The organism is Vibrio sp. HI00D65, assembly GCF_001635455.1.
Classification (GTDB): Bacteria; Pseudomonadota; Gammaproteobacteria; order Enterobacterales; family Vibrionaceae; genus Vibrio.
This window is the reverse complement of sequence record NZ_LWEH01000065.1, coordinates 18,415-37,176: the sequence shown is the minus strand read 5'-3', so window position 1 is coordinate 37,176 and position 18,762 is coordinate 18,415. Positions and strand designations below refer to the sequence as shown.

Sequence of the window (18,762 nt, the reverse complement as noted above, 5' to 3'; positions counted from 1 at the left end):
TGTAAGCGCTGTGAGGCGTTGAGCTAACCTGTACTAATTGCCCGTGAGGCTTAACCATACAACACCCAAGGGGTTTTGATGGACTCAAAAATACAAACGCTTGAATGAGTTTGAAGAGATAAGACTTTTAATAAGCTTTCCAGATTATTTTGCCTTCAGCTTTTAAAAAAGCTGAAAGTAAAAGCAAAATTTTGCTTGGCGACCATAGCATTGTGGACCCACCTGATTCCATGCCGAACTCAGAAGTGAAACACAATAGCGCCGATGGTAGTGTGGGGCTTCCCCATGTGAGAGTAGGACATCGCCAGGCTCCAAATTTATTTTCACTTTTCAAAAGTGAAGAAAAAGTGTTATGAACGACTTGTCAGCGATGACAAGTAGTCCACTGCGGAGTGGTAGTTCAGTTGGTTAGAATACCGGCCTGTCACGCCGGGGGTCGCGGGTTCGAGTCCCGTCCACTCCGCCACTTATTCGATGACCTCGCTTAATGCGAGGTTTTTTCGAATCTAAAGTACAAAAAGTTTTAGGGGTGTAGCTCCAATTGGCAGAGCAGCGGATTCCAAATCCGCGTGTTGGGAGTTCGAATCTCTCCACCCCTGCCACATTAAGAGGCTCTAGCAGAAATGCTAGAGCCTTTTTGCTTTTCACCGCTCCAAATTCCAGTCAACAATTCCCTCGTTTCGCTAGTTCTGATGAAACAGTGTAAGTACTTACTTATCTCGGCCTCGTTTATTAATATCCAAGCCACAAACTTCATTTCTTTATGAGAATTATTCTCAATATTTTGTTACATTTTGGTCGTTATTACTAAAAGGCTACAAATATGGACATCTCTCGTCGTAAATTTATTCAATCATCTCTCGCTATATCTGCACTTACAGTCCTTCCTGCTTGTTCTATGAAGAGGTCGGTTGATGAGAAGGGAGGGTATGTTTACGACTTAACTGCTGAGCCTTCTACTGCTGAAATTGTTCCTGGATTTACTACTAACGTTTTGGGGTTCAATGGTCAGATCCCTGCGCCAACAATTCGTTGTCGACAGGGCGACAAAGTTACGATTCGTTTCACTAATAAATTATCAGAACCAACCACAATTCACTGGCATGGTTTAAGAATCCCTATAGAAATGGACGGGGTGCCTTTCTTGAGTCAGCCACCAATCATGCCCGGTGAAACGTTCGTCTATGAATTTACGCCACCAGATGCAGGCACGTTCTGGTATCACCCACACATGAACAGTGTTAAACAACTTGGTATGGGCTTAGTCGGTCTAATTGTTGTTGAAGAGAGCACACCAGTTCAGTTCGATGAAGAGCATGCTTTGATGCTTAAACACTGGCACCTTGATAAACAAGGACAGTGGAAGGACTTAATGATCCCACGTCTTAGCGCTCGTATGGGGACTCCTGGGGAGTGGAGCAGTGTTAATGGAGTACATGAGCCTACTTATCAACTAAAGCAACATGCAACGACTAGGCTTCGTATAGCTAATGTCGATAACACAATCACTTATCCTATCGCTGTTGAAGGTGCAGAAGCGTGGGTTATTGCCATAGATGGTAACCCGATAAAAACACCTTATAGGTTGACTGAACATAAAATCGGCCCAGGTATGCGTGTCGACATCGGTCTGATTGCTCCAAAGGCTGGTAAGCGAGTGAATGTACTGCAAATGAAGGGACGTTTTCCTTTTTCTTTATGTGAGTTTGAGGTTGTAGATTCCACGCTCATAGAAGTTCAAACACTTCCGCTATTACCTCTTAATCCTGTGCCTAAGTTAGATCTCGCTAACGCAGAAGAGATCGATTTTGTGTTTGAGTGGGAAGGGGCGGTGTCTCCGGTTTCCAAAGATGGGAAATCCATGCCTAAGTTTTGGCTGACCAATAAAAGAGCCTGGGAGGGGATGAGTAAAAACAATATCCCAGAACCACTCGCTACATTAGAGCTCGGTAAAACTTATATATTTGATCTTAAGAATGTTACCCAATACCATCACCCGATCCATATACATGGTCATACGTTCACGGTACTTGATTTAGACGGCAAAAAAATTGAGGAGCCTTTTCACACGGATACCGTATTACTTGGAAAGAACGGTCGAGCGAAAGCGGCATTTGTAGCGGACAACCCCGGACGTTGGATGTATCACTGTCATGTGATTGAACATATGAAAACAGGGCTGATGGGTTATATCGAAGTTAAGTGATACCTGTAACGTTTAATATTTGCGCATACATTCTTAGTTTCCATCCTCGCTTTTATCGGCGGTAAAGCTAGAATATAGGGACTGTTATTTGGGAGGATTCATGGGTCAGTTGTCTATTTTAGGTTTTATTGCCATTGGTGGGGCATTTGGTGCTTGTTCACGTTATCTGATTTCAGAACTGTGTGTACTACTGCTTGGGCGTGGTTTTCCTTATGGTACGCTAACTGTTAACGTGATTGGTTCTTTCATTATGGGTCTACTGATCGCTGCATTTGAAAATGAGATGGTTGCAACTGAGCCATGGCGACAGATCATTGGCTTGGGCTTTCTTGGTGCTTTGACTACATTCTCAACTTTTTCGATGGATAACGTTCTTTTAATGCAGCAAGGCGCATTTTTCAAAATGGGACTAAACGTACTACTCAATGTGGTCTTGAGTATTTCTGCAGCATGGATCGGCTTCCAACTTTTGATAAAGTCATAAAATCTCCTCACGATTTGTTAACAACTCGGCTTGGTTTATCCAAGCCGTTTTTATATACTCGATAGTACTTGTCGGAGTGCCATATGGCTGAGACCGTTAACTCGGGATCCGTTGAACCTGATCAGGCTAATACCTGCGAAGGGAACAAGAGTAGATATCTAACTAGAATCCCTCTAGAGATCTATCACCAGATCACAACTGTATTTCTTACCGTGATCCCTCTTGTAGCATCAATCCGTCAAGCATTTTTATCCCAATAAATAATGGCTAAAAGCCAAGGAAAAATGCTATGTCGAGTCGTAAACAAGCAAGACTGGAAGCGAAGAATTTCATCGATTCTTTATCAGTACAACCTTATCCAAATTCAAAGAAAGCTTACATCCAAGGCTCTCGAGAGGACATTCAAGTCCCTGTACGAGAGATATCACTCGCTGATAGCCTTGTTGGTGGTACCAAAAAAGAGCCTGTATTTGAACCAAATGCACCTATTCATGTCTATGACACCTCCGGTGTTTATACCGACCCAACGCACGAGATAGACCTTTATAATGGCCTTCCTAAGTTAAGAGAGCAGTGGATCGAAGAGCGTGGTGATACTGAGCTATTAGATGATGTTAGCTCTGTTTATACCAAAGAACGTTTAGAGGACGAAACCTTAGACGACCTTCGTTACGGAAACCTACCTAGAATTCGTCGTGCGACTGGCGAGCAATGTGTGACTCAGTTGCACTATGCTCGTAAGGGAGTTATTACTCCTGAGATGGAATACATTGCTATTCGCGAGAATATGGGGCGTCAGAAGTTCGCAGATGAGCAACTGAACCACCAACACCCTGGTCATAGTTTTGGCGCAAATCTTCCAAAAGAAATTACCCCTGAATTCGTACGTAAAGAGGTTGCTGAAGGTCGAGCTATTATCCCTTCAAACATCAACCACCCAGAATCAGAGCCGATGATTATTGGCCGTAATTTCCTCGTGAAAGTAAACGCTAATATCGGTAACTCTTCGGTAAGCTCTTCGATTGAAGAGGAAGTTGAGAAGCTAGTTTGGTCAACTCGCTGGGGCGGCGACACGGTGATGGACTTGTCGACTGGTCGAAATATTCATGAAACACGAGAGTGGATTCTACGTAATAGTCCAGTGCCAATTGGTACGGTCCCTATGTATCAGGCACTTGAAAAAGTTAATGGCGTAGCCGAAGACCTTAACTGGGAAGTTATGCGTGATACCTTAATTGAGCAAGCAGAGCAGGGCGTTGACTACTTTACGATTCATGCTGGCTTGCTTCTTCGCTATGTCCCTATGACGGCTAAGCGTGTTACCGGCATTGTCTCTCGTGGTGGTTCTATCATTGCGAAATGGTGTCTTGCTCATCACCAAGAAAGCTTCCTATACACCCACTTCCGTGAGATTTGTGAGATCTGTGCGAAGTACGATGTAGCACTTTCATTGGGTGATGGCCTGCGCCCGGGATCTATTGCAGATGCCAATGACGAGGCTCAGTTTGCTGAACTTCGTACCTTAGGTGAGTTGACGAAAGTGGCGTGGGAATATGACGTACAGGTTATAATCGAAGGCCCTGGACACGTTCCGATGCACATGATTAAAGAGAACATGGATGAGCAATTAGAGCATTGTCATGAAGCGCCTTTCTATACATTAGGCCCGCTGACTACAGACATTGCCCCTGGTTACGACCATATTACCTCTGGTATTGGTGCTGCGATGATCGGTTGGTACGGCTGTGCGATGCTTTGTTACGTGACTCCTAAAGAGCATTTAGGTTTGCCAAACAAAGAGGACGTTAAGACTGGCTTGATCACTTATAAGCTGGCGGCACACGCTGCTGATTTGGCAAAAGGGCATCCAGGTGCACAAATCCGTGACAATGCGCTTTCTAAAGCGCGCTTTGAATTCCGCTGGGAAGACCAATTTAACCTAGCATTAGATCCAGCTACAGCCCGCTCTTTCCATGATGAAACCTTGCCACAAGAATCAGGTAAGGTTGCGCATTTCTGTTCTATGTGTGGACCTAAATTCTGTTCGATGAAGATTTCTCAGGAAGTGAGAGAGTACGCGAAAGACACAGAACAAGTAGCAGCGGATCAGGCTATCGAGATTAAGATGCTAGATAACCCGCTGGAAGGGATGCGTCAAAAATCACAAGAGTTCCGCGATACTGGCTCTGAACTTTACCATCCTGCCGTTGGTGCAAAAGAAGCTCAATTAGAGGAGTAATGACAGTGAAAATTCTGATCCCACCTCAATATATTGAGTTAACGGGGGAGGTTCAACACTGTCTATTGGTTGCTAAGCGACAAGGTTTAGCAACCGATGCAGTTGAGTTGGGTGTCAGCCCAACTCAATACTTCTCTATCGTTGATTCTCAGCACTCACTTGCTATGGGCTTTGCTTCCGATGTCGTTTCAACTGAAGCGGAGAAGCTAAGCTCGCTTGATCACATCGTAAGTTATGACGAGTCGTTATCGCTGACAGATGTTCGAGATGCTTTAGCGCAATACCCTAATACGATATATGTCGGTGTAGCCGATGAGGCTACGGTATTAGATATTTGGTCACACTTAAACGCCAATCGAGCTATCAAAAGTATTACCACCGATCATCAAGAAATAGATAGCCGCCATCACTTTGCGTGGTTACTCACATTATTGGCTTTAGATTTCCCATTAGAAGATACATTGGTTCTAGCACGCGCTGCATCTAATGTTTCACGTGGAACATGGCCAAGCCATTATCAAGAGTTCCCAATTCCGGTGTTAGAAGACAAGCATTTAAGTATTAGTGTTGGCTGGACCCATCAAGGAACGTCACTGTCTTTCCCTGACTTGACTAAGAAAAGCCTCGGGTTATACCCAGTTGTCGATCATGTGGATTGGATTGAAAGGCTGCTTAAGCTTGGAATCAATACGGTGCAACTGCGAATTAAGAATCCTCAGCAATCGGATTTGGAACATCAAGTCTCACGTTCTATCGCACTCGGCAGGCAATACCAAGCTCAAGTTTTTATCAATGATTATTGGCAACTTGCACTCAAACATGGCGCTTTTGGTGTTCACTTGGGACAAGAGGATATTGAAGAATCGAACCTCTCACAGTTGAGTAAAGCGGAAATCAAGATAGGTCTATCGACACATGGTTACTATGAGTTGCTACGAATCATCCAAATAAACCCAAGTTACATCGCGTTAGGACATATCTTCCCAACCACTACGAAACAGATGCCATCCAAGCCCCAAGGTTTGGTACGTTTATCTTTGTACCAACAACTAATTGATACCATTCCATACAGTGAAGAACTTGTTGGTTATCCGACCGTGGCTATTGGTGGGATTGACCAATCGACGGCAGAACAGGTATGGAATTGTGGCGTCTCAAGCCTCGCGGTAGTGCGTGCAATTACGTTGGCGGAAGATCCAAAAGCGGTTATTGAGTTTTTCGAAGCTCTTATGAATGGCAACTCTTCAACCTTTAATGAAGAGGTTAGTCAGGAGTTGTGCCATGCTGACTGACTTTGAATTTGTACGTTATCAACGCCAAATCGCATTACCTGAAATCGGTGAACAAGGACAACGAAATCTACTAAACGGTCATGTGTTAGTGATTGGTTGTGGTGGTTTGGGGAATGCTGCGGCTCTTTATCTAGCGGCGTCTGGCATCGGCAAAATCGTGCTGGTTGATGATGATTGTGTCGACTCGTCCAATCTACAACGACAGGTCGCCTTCAAAGAAAGCGATCTTGGCACAGCTAAAGTCGATGCGTTGAAACTACAGTTGAGTGAGCTAAATGGTAGAAGCCAAGTTAGGACCATCAACAAGCGAATGGCAGAAAGCCAGTTAAAGCTTGAAGTTATGCTAGCTGACGTTGTGTTGGACTGTACCGACAACTTCGCGACCCGCCAACAAGTTAACCAAGCGTGTTTCGAGGCTAACACACCATTGATATCAGGCTCCGCAATTGGTTGGAAAGGTCAGTTTGTTGTCTTCGATTATCAAAACCAGCAGGGGTGTTACCACTGTCTTTTCCCGTTTGACCACCATACACAAACAACGCGTTGTAGCGACAGTGGCATCATTGGGCCTGTGGTCGGGACTATTGGAAACCTCCAAGCTCTTGCTGCTATTCAGTGCATAGGCAGTGGCGAGTTTCAAGTGGCGACACATAAGCTCAAGCTGTTCGACGGTAGGAGCATGAGCTGGCAAGACCTAATAGTCACGCAAGATATCGAATGTCCGGTGTGCAATTCGTCAGTGACCAATAATTTAGAAGAAGAAGCACTATGAGCAATATAACTATTTCAATAAACGAGCAACCAGAGCAGGTCGCGAAATCATCTTCTCTTGCAGATATTATTCATTCGCTTTCGCTACCTGATTTAGGGTGTGTATTCGCTATCAATAACGCGGTTGTCCCACGCAGCCAGTGGCAACAAACCATCGTCAATGAAGGCGACTCTATCTCTCTTTTTCAAGCTATTGCAGGGGGCTAACTATGTTAACCATCGCAGATAAAACATTTCAATCAAGACTGTTCACTGGCACAGGCAAGTTCGCCAATAAGCATTTGATGGCGAGTGCTATCGAAGCGTCAGGTTCTCAACTGGCAACCATGGCACTGAAGAGAGTCGATATTCGTTCTGAGCAAGACGATATCTTACAGCCTATTATTGATGCTGGCGTAAACCTACTTCCGAATACCTCTGGCGCGAAGAACGCGAAGGACGCCATATTTGCTGCTCATTTAGCTCGTGAAGCACTTGGCACCAATTGGCTTAAACTTGAGATTCACCCAGACCCAAAATACTTGATGCCAGACCCAATCGAGACACTTAACGCGGCTGAGCAACTGGTAAAAGATGGCTTTGTTGTTTTGCCTTATTGCCATGCTGACCCTGTATTTTGTAAGCGCCTAGAAGAAGTTGGTTGTGCTGCTGTAATGCCGCTTGGTGCACCTATTGGTTCTAATAAGGGAGTCGCTTCAGCTGACTTCTTAGAGATCATTATCGACCAAGCGAATGTCCCTGTGATTGTTGATGCTGGCATTGGTGCTCCGTCACATGCGGCGCGTGCGATGGAAATGGGTGCTGATGCTGTGTTAGTGAATACCGCGATTGCTGCTTCTCAACAACCGGTTGAAATGGCGATTGCTTTTAAGTTGGCAGTTGAAGCGGGGCGTATGGCTTATCGTGCTGGTCTTGCAGGTCAAGTGTCTCATGCGGTTGCTTCCAGTCCGTTAACTTCCTTCCTAGACGAGTAGCATTACTATGACGTTTGTTGATCGATTTAAACAGCTCAACTGGGATGACATTGGTATGTCGATCTTCAGTAAAACGGCAGCGGATGTTGAACGAGCCCTGAGTAAACCCAAACGAGACTTAGAAGATTTTAAGGCTTTGATCTCTCCGGCCGCAGAACCTTACTTAGAGCAGATTGCACAACAATCGTTGGCGCTAACGCGTAAGAGATTTGGCAACACGATGTCGTTGTATATTCCCTTGTATCTATCCAACTTGTGCGCGAATGCGTGTACGTATTGTGGTTTTTCGATGGAGAACCGCATCAAGCGTCGCACATTAACTTTAGATGAAATTGATGCTGAGAGCGCAGCCATCAAAAAGATGAAGTTCGATAGTGTGTTGTTGGTTACTGGCGAACATGAAACGAAAGTTGGTATGAAATACTTTCGTGAGGTGTTGCCGAATATCAAAGCGCAATTTAATTACCTCGCGATGGAAGTGCAGCCGCTTGCTCAAGACGACTACGCGGAGCTTAAAACACTAGGCTTAGACGCCGTGATGGTCTACCAAGAAACGTATAGTCCAAGTACCTACGCTGAACACCACTTGCGTGGTAACAAAATGGATTTTGAATACCGGCTTGAAACGCCCGATCGTTTGGCAAAAGCGGGCATTGATAAGATAGGTATCGGTGCTTTGATTGGCCTGGAAGATTGGCGAACGGATAGCTTCTTCGTGGCTGCTCACTTAGACTATCTTGAACGTACTTACTGGCAAACTCGTTACTCGATTTCTTTCCCACGTCTTCGTCCTTGTGAGGGTGGTTTACAACCTAAGTCGATCATGAGCGACAAACAGCTAGTTCAACTTATCTGTGCTTATCGACTATTAAACCCTGAGGTTGAGTTGTCTCTTTCGACTCGTGAGTCAGCAACGTTCCGCGACAATGTGCTTCCGTTAGGTATCACTAGCATGTCAGCGGCATCAAAAACGCAACCTGGTGGCTATGCTTCTGGTGAGGAAGAGCTTGAACAATTTGAGATAAGTGATGAGAGAGGTGCTGCTGATGTTGAAACTATGATTCGTCAACGTGGCTTCGATCCGGTGTGGCGAGATTGGCACAGCGCTTACTCTGGCTAACTTGCTGCTTGATTGATGTTCCACGTGAAACATCAGTGATGTGATATCGACAAATAAAGACGGCTACCCCTAGGTAGCCGTTTTCGTATCTAACTTAGCTAAAATGATGTGGCTAAGTTACCTATCTAGTTAGGCGTTAAGCGTGAGCTAGTGGCGTTGTTGCTTGGCGTAGCCACTCTAACGTAACACCGTCAACTAATGGGCTAACATCGTTCCACACTTTTTGGTGGTAATCGTTAAGCCATGCAAGCTCCTGACGTGTTAGTAGGTCTACGTTGATATTGCGCTTATCGATAGGGCAACGTGTTAGCGATTCAAACGTTAGCACTGAGAAGTCACCTTGAGTTTGAAGCTCAATAACCAACTCTAAGTTTTCGATACGGATACCAAATTCATCGGCACGGTAGTAACCCGGCTCATTTGATAACACCATACCTTCAACAAGAGGAACGTCGATCAGCTTTTTAGAGATGCTTTGCGGACCTTCATGAACACTAAGGAAGTGGCCAACACCGTGACCAGTACCGTGGTCATAGTCGTAGCCTTCTGCCCATAAGTGCTGACGCGCTAGGGTGTCCAATTGGAAGCCACGAGTACCTTGTGGGAAGCGAGCACGTGCAATACCGATGTGACCCTTAAGTGCAAGGGTGAATTGTTGAATCATTTCTTCGCTTGGCTGGCCAATGGCGATAGTACGTGTGATGTCTGTTGTGCCATCTAGGTACTGACCGCCTGAATCGACTAGGTATAGCGTATTCATTTCTAGCTGACCCGGCTCAGGCTGGTTCTCATGGTTGTAGTGACACATGGCTGCGTTTCCGCCTGCCGCTGAAATTGTGTCGAAACTTAGGTCCATCAGGGTAGGATCTTGCTCACGGAATGATTGTACTTTGTCAGCTAATACCGCTTCGTTATGCAGGTTACCTTGCGCGACTTCTGTATCAATCCAAGAAAGGAATTTTGCCATCGCCACGCCATCGCGGATGTGACATGCTTTCATACCTGCAATTTCTGTTTTGTTCTTCGCAGCTTTTGGCATTAGGCATGGGTCGGCGGCTTCAATGATATGGGCACCAGCGTTTTGAAGAACAAGTGTGTACCAAGCATTGCTTGTACCTGAATCAACAGACACATTCTTACCCTCTAAAGATTGAAGGCGAGCTTCCAGCTCTGATGGGTGAGAAACACGAATACCATTACCAACGTGTGCTTCAAAGCCTGCAGGAATACGCGCTGGTTCTAAGAAGAAATCGACACTTTCATCGGCGTGAATGATGGCATTAGATAATACAACCGGCAGACGGGATACGTCTAAACCACGAATGTTGAGTAACCAGCAGATTGAATCCAGTTCAGTAAGGATAGCGGCATCAGCACCCTTGGCTTTTAGTAGCCCTGCAATTTCTGCACGTTTGCTTTCACTTGATTGGCCAACGGCATCGGTAGCCATGAGGCGAACATCAGAGACAACAGGTGTAGGGCGATCAGACCAAAGCTCATCAATCGGGTTTGCTGTTAATGTTGTAAGTTCAACTTTATCAGCCAGTCTAGCTTGTGCGCCTTTCAACCAAGCGGCTGTGTGCATTCGTGGGTCAAACGCAACTTTACTGCCTTGTGCTAGTGAATTGATGATCCAATCTAAAGCTGGTTCTTCAATAAGGTGGCGATACTCAAATAGCTCACCGGGTACTTGCTTGCGAACCTGAACGGTATAGCGACCATCAACAAAAATAGCCGCGTTTTCACGTGTGATAACAGCCGCACCTGCAGAGCCAGTGAAACCGGTTAGCCAGTGAAGTCGCTCGTTATGAGCTGGAACGTATTCACCTAGGTACTCGTCTTCATGTGGAATGATAACAGCATCTAAGTGGTTTGCTTCAAGCCAAGCTCGAACCGTAGTAACGCGTTCCGCAGTGATATTGTGCATCTGTGTTTATCCTTATTGTTAGGGTCCTTGTTAACACTCACAGCCGATATACCTGTGAGGGGACTTATTAGGTCAATAAGCTAGCGTTTTTGTCAGTTTGCTGCAAACGCTGTACGCCATTTTTATCTAAGGTGCAGAGTTTTTTCTTTGATGATATCTCGTAACCAAGTTAAGGCTGGGTCGTTTTCTCTATCACGGTGCCAAAACAGAGTGTATGCCATTGGTGGAAATTCCATTGGCAGAGGCACAACCACTAAGTCGAGCTGCTTCGCAACTAGATGGGTGAAGTGGCTTGGTGCGGTAAATACAAAGTCGGTGTAAGTACATAGGCTCGCCGCGCTGTTGAAGTCGGGCACAGAGATAGCGATATCGCGTTGATGGCCGAGGTCTGCCAATTTGTAGTCGAGTAGCCAGCGATCGTTACCGTCACACCTTACTTGAACATGGCGCTGTGTCAGATAGGTTTCTAAATCCCATTGACCACTCAAAGCGGGGTGGTTGCGTCTCAATACACACATCTGTGCGTCACGGTAGATCTCTTGTTCACAAATATCATCAGGTGGCAGCATGGTCAGGCGCGCATCGTTGATGTCGATGTCTTTGCCAGTGAGGCCGATGTCTAACTCACCAAGTTGTAACTTCTTAAAGGTTTGCTCTGTCCAAGCGTGAGTATTGATATTTACCTTCGGCGCTTGGCGAAAGATCGCTGGTAAGAAGTGAGGAAGAATCAACGGGTAGACACTTTCAACTGCTGCAATATGAAAACTGTGGTCACTGTTGTTGGGAATGAAAGTCTCGGGTTGGGTAAGTACATCAAGTTGATTGATCAGTGTTTCTAGCCGTGGCTTAAGGAACACCGCTTTGGGTGTCGGGCGCAGGCCGTGTGCACTTCGCGTAAAAAGAGGATCATTAAATTGTTCGCGAAGTTTGGCCAATGATTTACTCACGGCTGACTGGCTCAGGCATAATCGATGTGCAGTTCGCGTAACACTCAGCTCTTCCATTAGCACCTGCAAGCAAACCAGTAGATTGAGGTCGAGGCGTGATAGTTTCTCGATGTTCATGTGAATTTCCTAATTGGAATAATGCTAATGATTATATGCCATTTTTGTTCATATCTTCAGTTGGTTATTATGCACCTAAATTAACTCATCCGGAGAATCTTGTGCCTTCTAACGCGCTTCCAACCCCTAGTAAACTGCAGGTTGCTTTATTGGCGATGCTGGTCCTTTTTAGCCCTTTGGCTATTGATATCTATCTACCAGCTCTACCACAGATTTCGACAGCGTTTCACGTGGAACATGCACTAGCACAAGATACGATTACTTGGTTTTTGTTTGCTATGGGTGTCGGCCAACTATTTGCTGGCCCTTTGGCGGATAAGCTAGGACGTCGAACCGTTGCACTGGGAGGTATTAGTATCTATGCATTGAGTGCTTGCTTGGCGTGGGCAGCTCAATCTATTGATATGATGCTAATAGCTCGGCTGCTACAAGGCTTAGGAGCTTGTGCGACTTCTGTGGCAGCCTTTGCAACGGTTCGCGATCTATTTGGTCCAGAGAAGAGCGGTCGAATGATCAGCTACCTGAATGGCGCTATTTGTTTTATTCCTGCCTTGGCTCCGATTCTTGGTGCTTGGCTAACTCATCAATTTGGTTGGCGTGCGAACTTCAGTTTTATGGCGGGTTTCGCGGTAGTCGTTGGCAGCATCTTATTCTTCCAAATGAAAGAGTCGAACCCGGCGACGGAAAAGGTAGCGGTGTTCAAACTAGAGCGCTACTGGTCTATATTGAAAACACCTTCATTCCTTTTTCACGCCACTTTGTGTTTGATGGCGATGGCTGTGATCCTCGCTTATGTAACCTCAGCACCGGTTGTATTGATGGAAAATCTCGGTTTGACTATGAAGGAATTTACTTTTTGGTTCAGTTTTAACGCGGTATTCAATATTGCCGCTGCGTTTACCGCACCAAAATTTATGGACCGTTTTGGGACTTATAAAACTCTTGTTATCGGTATTTTAATACTCGGTCTAGCGGGTGTGATAATGTTGCTACTTGCTCGACAAAATAGCCCGATTGCTTTCATGTTCCCTATCTTCCTGTCATCTGTTGGCTTCGCTTGGGTTCTAGGTACATCTGCGGGAAAAGCATTGGAGCCATTCGGTGATCGCGCAGGCACTGCATCAGCTTTGATTGGTTTGTTTCAAATGAGTGGTTCTGGACTGCTTGTTGGTACGGTGCAGCGTCTTGATTTAAATTCCCAAGAGATATTTGCATTGCAAACATTCTTCTTTGCTCCAGCGTTGTTAATCTTATTTAGTAAGGCAGGCAAGTCGTGGCATGCAACATTTGCAAAAGCATAAGCAATAAGGGTAGCAAAATATACAAATGGCGGTTTGCGAAACGTTAAAACATGGTATATTGGTTATATATTGAAACGTAAGTCCCTAACGGAAAAATACTGTAATGTCATTAACAACCTATGAAATGGCGCGCGTCTTAGAACAAATGGAAGATGCACCTGAAAAGGTTATGTTTGGTAAATTGCTTAAAGAGCTAGGCAACCAAAGTGAAGAGCGTATTCGCAGTGCGGCAAAACAAGTTCCAATTGATACTTTGCGAGATATCATCTACCAATTTCAGCGTGTGGTAGAGTCTCGTAAAGGTGAACAAGTTCAGCTATTAGCAAAAGAGCTAGCAGAGCAAGGCATCTCGGCTGAAGAGCTTCAGGCTTTTCTAGAAAAGTAAGCTTAACCCAGTTAAAAAAGAAACCACTCAATTGAGTGGTTTTTTGCGTTTGGGTTATCGATGTTTTAGTTAGCCTCTAAATTGCGCCTTCAAAACTCTATCTAATGAAAACGGTCCAGCACCCCATACGATGACGATAAGAATCATCAGTCCCCAAAGTTGGTGGTCGTAGAAGCCTTGATCCCACAGTACTGGGTAAGAGACGACAACAATAATATTGAAAACAAAAAGTGCGGCGGCCATCGGGCGTGTTAGCAAACCAAGCGCTAAGAATATCGGCAGGATTAGTTCAGCAGCTGTTCCCATATAGGCTGCTAATTCCCACGGTAATAGAGGTACCTGATATTCCAATTCGAACAAGAAGAGGGTGCTGTCCCAGGTCGCTATCTTGGTCTGCCCAGAGTTGAAGAATACCCACGCCACCCAAAGGCGACAGAAAAGAAGTAGCACAGGGACGAAAAGTGCCTGAGATTTCTCAACCAAATTGTTGTATTGAGCCATCATGTTTGTGACTGTGTTGTTATCCATATTATGTCTCCAATTCATCATTGATTGAAAAACCTGAGATGACGTTGGGCGCCATGACGGCATTTAGATGTTGCAGTAGTGAGGGCGTTACTTGTCCGAGCGCTTTACCAGATTGAAGCTCAATGAGCAGTTGGTGGCACTCCTTGATCAGGCTATGGCTTTCGAGCTGTGAATTCTCAGCTCGAATTACTATCCCAAACTCTGCGCGATTGATGTCTAACCCGTTCAGTTGCTGTTGGTAGATAGCGTGTTCAAGCGCTATTAGGGCATAGCAAGAATCGAATAGTGTTACCGAATCCTTGAGGTGGAAAACCAAGGCGCCTTGCTGCTCTTGTGGCACTGAAGCTAAACAGGAGATCGGCTGTTGATTCGGTGGAGTTGCACATGCGTGTCTCACTAAACTGTCCTTTTGCCATTCATAGCGTGCCACTCCACTCAGATAAGGTGCTGCCTCCATAATGGCAGGAAAGGCTTGTATGGTTTGTTCGAAGTGCTTGCCATAACCACTGACATCTCCAGAGGTCGATGGGTAACTAAGAACATGTTGACGCGCCATTTGTTGGAAGCACTCCTCACCAACTAACATCTCAGTCAGTGGGTAAGTCGCAACGAGAACTTCGCTTAAGCTAATCACAAAGTTATTGCGATAAATTTGGATGCGTTGCTGATCGCTAAAATGATCGCTCACGATGTCGCAGTGCTCGCCGTCATTTTGATAGCGCAGGGCATTCGCAAACTCGGACTGAACATCTGCTAGGGAGTAGCTCATGAGGCACGACTCCTTTGATTGTCATGTTGATACAGCTTTTCACTGGCTTTGGCAGCCTCTGCCAAGAGAATTTGTGGCTCTGGGATATCTAAATCCCACTCAATCAAGGTGTGGCGAGAGCCATGTTGCTCTATCCACTGAGTGTAAAGTTGCCACACTTCATCACAGACGGGTTGACTGTGCGTGTCTATCCAAACCTCACCTTGCTGGAGCTTCTTCTTGGTATAACCTGCCAAGTGAATTTCTTCCACTTGGTTTGCTGGTATGCCATTGAGGTACTCTTCACAGCTGAAGCCATGATTAAACGATGAGACGAAAATATTATTGAAATCGAGCAGTAGGCGACACTCGGTGCGCTTTTGCACTTCAGCCAAAAACTCCCATGCTGAAATCGTTGAATGCTTGAAAGCTAGGTAGCTTGATGGATTCTCAATTAACATTGGACGTTGCAAACTGTCTTGAACCTCGATGACGTTACGGCAGAAGACGTCCAATGCTTCTTCGGTATAAGGTAGTGGTAGCAGGTCATTGAAGTAGTGACCGACGGTTTGGCTCCAACGCAAATGATCAGAAACCAAGAAAGGTTCGATATCATCAATAATTGCTTTGAGTTGCAGCAAGTGCTGTTGGTTGATTCGTTCAACAGAACCAAGAGACAACCCAACACCATGACAGCTTATGTGGTGATGATGGCGAATCTCTCGGAGTTGTTGGCGCTGTGAAGAATGGGGTAAGAAGTAGTTTTCGCTGTGAACCTCTAACCAACTTACCAAATCAGAATTCTGGCTGAAGAAATCTAAGTGCGGCGTTCTAAGGCCAACCCCTGAGTTGGGGTGAAGAGTTTGAGTCACAACGATTCTCCTAATGGGTAGTGGAGGTGAGCTGGTATTCAGCTCACCATACTGAGTGGTTCAGTTATGCCCTCAGGCACTATGATGATTGAGTGCTACCACCAGTTAACTGGCCACATAGCCCTTTAGGAACGACCACGAATGCATCGGAGTGGTTGTCTTCTTTTGCTGTATCAGCACATGAACTTGTTTTAGTTGCACAGTCATTTTTGCCAGCTTTTGATACGCCATAGCATTTTTCTTTCGCTGCTGCTTCCGCAGGTGCTGATGTAAGAACGGCACCGCCAAACGCTAGTACACTTGTGATCGCAGCTGTAACAGCAAGATTAGAATTTTTCATAGTCATTCTCTCTAGACTTAATAGTATTTACACATCGCAGGTTAATGAGTTGTTAACTTGCGTACTAAAAAGGATAGGAACAACCCGAAAATAATTTTACAGCATTATAAGAATCATCAAAGTTAGTGATTATTTGGTTGTTAATCGTTTGATTAGGTGATGTTATTTTTTGATGGTTTTTTCTTCTTAATATTCTAAACGCAGCCTAGTGTTTAGGTTATAATCAATGTTTATGTATAAATACCCAGTAGTGAGCATATCCAATGATAGATCCTTCGCTTTTACTCGATGGCCTAAACGACAAACAACGTGAGGCGGTCGCAGCACCTTTAGAAAACCTACTTATTCTGGCAGGTGCTGGTAGTGGTAAAACGCGAGTTTTGGTGCATCGTATCGCTTGGCTGCAGAGTGTCGAGCAAGCATCGCCGTTCTCTATCATGTCAGTAACCTTCACAAATAAAGCGGCGGCAGAGATGCGTGGTCGTATTGAGGAGTTGATGATGGGCAGCTCGTCAGGCATGTGGAACGGTACCTTTCATGGTATTTGTCACCGTATTCTGCGTGCTCACTACCTAGATGCAAAATTGCCAGAAGATTTCCAGATCATTGATTCCGATGATCAGATTCGTCTATTACGCCGCTTAATCAAAGCACAAAACCTCGATGAAAAGCAGTGGCCTGCTAAGCAAGCTTCGTGGTGGATCAACGGCAAGAAAGATGAAGGCCTGCGCCCGAGCCACATTGATGCCTACCATGATCCAGTAACTCAAACATGGTTAAAAATTTACTCGGCTTATCAAGAAGCGTGTGACCGTGCTGGGTTGGTGGACTTCGCGGAGATTTTGCTGAGATCACACGAGCTACTGCGCGACAAGAAACACATTCGTGAACACTACCAAGCGCGCTTTAAGCATATTCTGGTCGACGAATTCCAAGATACCAACAACATCCAATATGCTTGGCTACGTATGATGGCGGGCCCTGATTGTCGAGTGATGATCGTAGGTGATGATGACCAATCTATCTATGGCTGGCGTGGTGCAAAAATCGAGAATATTCAGAAGTTCTTGGACGAATTCCCGGGCGCTTCAACGATTCGATTAGAGCAAAACTACCGCTCAACCAAAACTATCTTGCAAGCATCGAACGAGCTTATCTCAAACAACACTGAGCGAATGGGTAAAGAGTTGTGGACCGATGGTAACGATGGTGAGCCAATCTCCATCTACTCAGCTTACAACGAGCTTGATGAAGCTCGTTTCACGGTAAGTAAGATTAAAGAGTGGCAAGAGAAAGGTGGTGCACTCGAAGATACGGCGATGCTTTATCGTAATAACGCCCAATCTCGTGTTCTTGAAGAAGCGCTGATTCAAGCGGGCTTACCATACCGAATCTACGGTGGTATGCGATTCTTCGAACGTCAGGAGATCAAAGATGCATTGAGCTACCTGCGTTTAATGGGTAACCGTAACGATGATGCCGCTTTTGAACGTGTGGTTAATACGCCAACACGTGGCTTGGGTGACAAGACTCTAGAAACGATTCGATTTGCAGCGCGTGACCGTGGTGCGACGATGTGGCAAGCGAGTATCGCTTTGTTGGAAGAACAAGTACTGCCAGGTCGTGCAGCGGGTGCCTTAAGCCGCTTTATCGAGTTAATTAATGCGCTTGAAGACGACACGTTAGAGCTGAACTTACATGAGCAAACTGACCATGTGATTAAATCTTCAGGTCTGTTTGCGATGTACGAGCAAGAGAAAGGCGAGAAGTCTAAAGCGCGTATTGAGAACTTGGAAGAATTAGTAACAGCAACTCGTCAGTTTGAGAAGCCTGAAGAAGCTGATGAGATGAGCATGCTAACAGCATTCTTAACACATGCGGCTCTGGAAGCAGGTGAAGGTCAGGCTGATGAGTTTGATGATGCGGTTCAGCTTATGACTCTGCACAGTGCTAAAGGTCTAGAGTTTCCAATGGTATTCATGGTGGGTGTCGAAGAAGGCATGTTCCCAAGCCAGATGTCTGCTGAAGAAGCAGGGCGTTTGGAAGAAGAGCGTCGCCTATGTTACGTAGGCATGACCCGTGCGATGGAGAAACTGTACATCACTTACGCTGAGATGCGTCGCTTGTACGGACAAGACAAATACCACAAACCATCACGCTTTATTCGTGAGTTGCCAGAAACCTGTCTGGATGAGGTGCGTATGAAAGCACAGGTGAGTCGCCCTGCGAGCAGTGGTCGCTTTAGCCAAACTGCAGTTAAAGAGAACTTTAATGAAACTGGCTTTAGCTTAGGTTCTCGTGTGAAGCACCCTAAGTTTGGTGAAGGTACGATTATCAACTTTGAAGGAAGTGGGCCACAGAGCCGAGTGCAAGTGGCGTTTAATGGTGAAGGGATTAAGTGGTTAGTGACAGCTTATGCTCGTTTGGAGCAACTCTAATCTGTTACTCCCGAATCTAACAACCATTGACGGTTAAAAACATAAAGAGCAGCTATGAGCTGCTCTTTTTTAT

The 18,762-nt window shown here is 45.4% G+C and carries 17 protein-coding genes, 2 tRNA genes, 1 rRNA gene and 1 riboswitch; of the genes, 14 read left to right on the top strand and 6 right to left on the bottom strand.

The window, feature by feature from the left end; genetic code table 11:
* The first annotated feature begins 194 nt into the window (after nt 1-194).
* The 11 genes from rrf to thiH all read left to right on the top strand — a co-directional run bounded on the left by rrf (nt 195) and on the right by thiH (nt 9,086).
* Nucleotides 195-310 (top strand): 5S ribosomal RNA (gene rrf / locus A3712_RS07510).
* A gap of 79 nt (nt 311-389) precedes the next feature.
* Nucleotides 390-466: transfer RNA gene (locus A3712_RS07505), tRNA-Asp, on the top strand.
* Nucleotides 467-525: 59 nt separating this feature from the next.
* Nucleotides 526-602 (top strand) — tRNA-Trp (locus tag A3712_RS07500).
* A 221-nt stretch (nt 603-823) separates the two neighbouring features.
* A complete protein-coding gene (locus A3712_RS07495) occupies nt 824-2,206 on the top strand; it encodes a multicopper oxidase family protein (protein WP_063522923.1) in 1,383 nt (460 codons plus the stop codon).
* A gap of 100 nt (nt 2,207-2,306) precedes the next feature.
* Nucleotides 2,307-2,690: a fluoride efflux transporter CrcB gene (gene crcB / locus A3712_RS07490; RefSeq protein WP_063522922.1), complete on the top strand. Its 384-nt coding sequence runs from the start codon at nt 2,307-2,309 to the stop codon at nt 2,688-2,690.
* Between the two features lie 62 nt (nt 2,691-2,752).
* Nucleotides 2,753-2,851: riboswitch (TPP riboswitch) on the top strand.
* A 128-nt stretch (nt 2,852-2,979) separates the two neighbouring features.
* A complete protein-coding gene (gene thiC / locus A3712_RS07485) occupies nt 2,980-4,929 on the top strand; it encodes a phosphomethylpyrimidine synthase ThiC (RefSeq protein ID WP_063522921.1) in 1,950 nt (649 codons plus the stop codon).
* Nucleotides 4,929-6,221, top strand: coding sequence for a thiamine phosphate synthase (locus A3712_RS07480; RefSeq protein ID WP_063522920.1), 1,293 nt, complete (start codon nt 4,929-4,931; stop codon nt 6,219-6,221). Before thiC ends, A3712_RS07480 begins: the two co-directional genes overlap by 1 nt.
* Complete coding sequence (locus A3712_RS07475) at nt 6,211-6,993, top strand: HesA/MoeB/ThiF family protein (RefSeq protein ID WP_063522919.1); 783 nt, start codon at nt 6,211-6,213, stop codon at nt 6,991-6,993. Before A3712_RS07480 ends, A3712_RS07475 begins: the two co-directional genes overlap by 11 nt.
* Nucleotides 6,990-7,199, top strand: coding sequence for a sulfur carrier protein ThiS (gene thiS / locus A3712_RS07470; RefSeq protein ID WP_063522918.1), 210 nt, complete (start codon nt 6,990-6,992; stop codon nt 7,197-7,199). The genes A3712_RS07475 and thiS overlap by 4 nt, the downstream gene beginning before the upstream one ends.
* A 2-nt stretch (nt 7,200-7,201) precedes the next feature.
* Nucleotides 7,202-7,966, top strand: coding sequence for a thiazole synthase (locus A3712_RS07465; RefSeq protein ID WP_063522917.1), 765 nt, complete (start codon nt 7,202-7,204; stop codon nt 7,964-7,966).
* Nucleotides 7,967-7,973: 7 nt separating this feature from the next.
* Nucleotides 7,974-9,086 (top strand): 2-iminoacetate synthase ThiH, encoded by a 1,113-nt coding sequence (gene thiH, locus A3712_RS07460; RefSeq protein ID WP_063522916.1) that lies wholly within the window; start codon nt 7,974-7,976, stop codon nt 9,084-9,086.
* A gap of 136 nt (nt 9,087-9,222) precedes the next feature.
* Here thiH and A3712_RS07455 read toward each other — a convergent pair whose 3' ends face one another.
* Both A3712_RS07455 and A3712_RS07450 read right to left on the bottom strand, forming a co-directional pair.
* Nucleotides 9,223-11,013 (bottom strand): aminopeptidase P family protein, encoded by a 1,791-nt coding sequence (locus A3712_RS07455; RefSeq protein WP_063522915.1) that lies wholly within the window; start codon nt 11,011-11,013, stop codon nt 9,223-9,225.
* A gap of 122 nt (nt 11,014-11,135) precedes the next feature.
* On the bottom strand, nt 11,136-12,077 hold the full coding sequence (locus tag A3712_RS07450; protein WP_063522914.1) for a LysR substrate-binding domain-containing protein: 942 nt from the start codon (nt 12,075-12,077) through the stop codon (nt 11,136-11,138).
* 101 nt (nt 12,078-12,178) lie between these two features.
* Between A3712_RS07450 and A3712_RS07445 the strand changes: the two genes are divergently transcribed.
* A complete protein-coding gene (locus tag A3712_RS07445; protein WP_032554345.1) occupies nt 12,179-13,378 on the top strand; it encodes a multidrug effflux MFS transporter in 1,200 nt (399 codons plus the stop codon).
* A gap of 103 nt (nt 13,379-13,481) precedes the next feature.
* The gene (tsrA, locus tag A3712_RS07440; protein ID WP_004741210.1) at nt 13,482-13,763 is read left to right on the top strand and encodes an H-NS-like global regulator TsrA; all 282 of its coding nucleotides are present in this window, start codon (nt 13,482-13,484) and stop codon (nt 13,761-13,763) included.
* Nucleotides 13,764-13,832: 69 nt separating this feature from the next.
* Here the strand turns inward: tsrA and A3712_RS07435 are convergent, their stop codons facing one another.
* The 4 genes from A3712_RS07435 to bufA1 form a co-directional block, all read right to left on the bottom strand.
* Nucleotides 13,833-14,291 carry a DoxX family protein gene (locus tag A3712_RS07435; protein WP_063522912.1) on the bottom strand — a complete coding sequence of 153 codons (459 nt, stop codon included), beginning with the start codon at nt 14,289-14,291 and terminating at the stop codon, nt 13,833-13,835.
* 1 nt (nt 14,292) lies between these two features.
* On the bottom strand, nt 14,293-15,060 hold the full coding sequence (locus tag A3712_RS07430) for an HvfC/BufC N-terminal domain-containing protein (protein WP_063522911.1): 768 nt from the start codon (nt 15,058-15,060) through the stop codon (nt 14,293-14,295).
* Nucleotides 15,057-15,911 carry an MNIO family bufferin maturase gene (gene bufB / locus A3712_RS07425; protein WP_063522910.1) on the bottom strand — a complete coding sequence of 285 codons (855 nt, stop codon included), beginning with the start codon at nt 15,909-15,911 and terminating at the stop codon, nt 15,057-15,059. Before bufB ends, A3712_RS07430 begins: the two co-directional genes overlap by 4 nt.
* Before the next feature lie 79 nt (nt 15,912-15,990).
* Complete coding sequence (bufA1, locus tag A3712_RS07420; protein ID WP_063522909.1) at nt 15,991-16,251, bottom strand: BufA1 family periplasmic bufferin-type metallophore; 261 nt, start codon at nt 16,249-16,251, stop codon at nt 15,991-15,993.
* A 263-nt stretch (nt 16,252-16,514) separates the two neighbouring features.
* On the opposite strand from bufA1, the gene uvrD reads away from it, so the two are divergent.
* On the top strand, nt 16,515-18,689 hold the full coding sequence (gene uvrD, locus A3712_RS07415; RefSeq protein ID WP_063522908.1) for a DNA helicase II: 2,175 nt from the start codon (nt 16,515-16,517) through the stop codon (nt 18,687-18,689).
* Nucleotides 18,690-18,762: the final 73 nt, after the last annotated feature.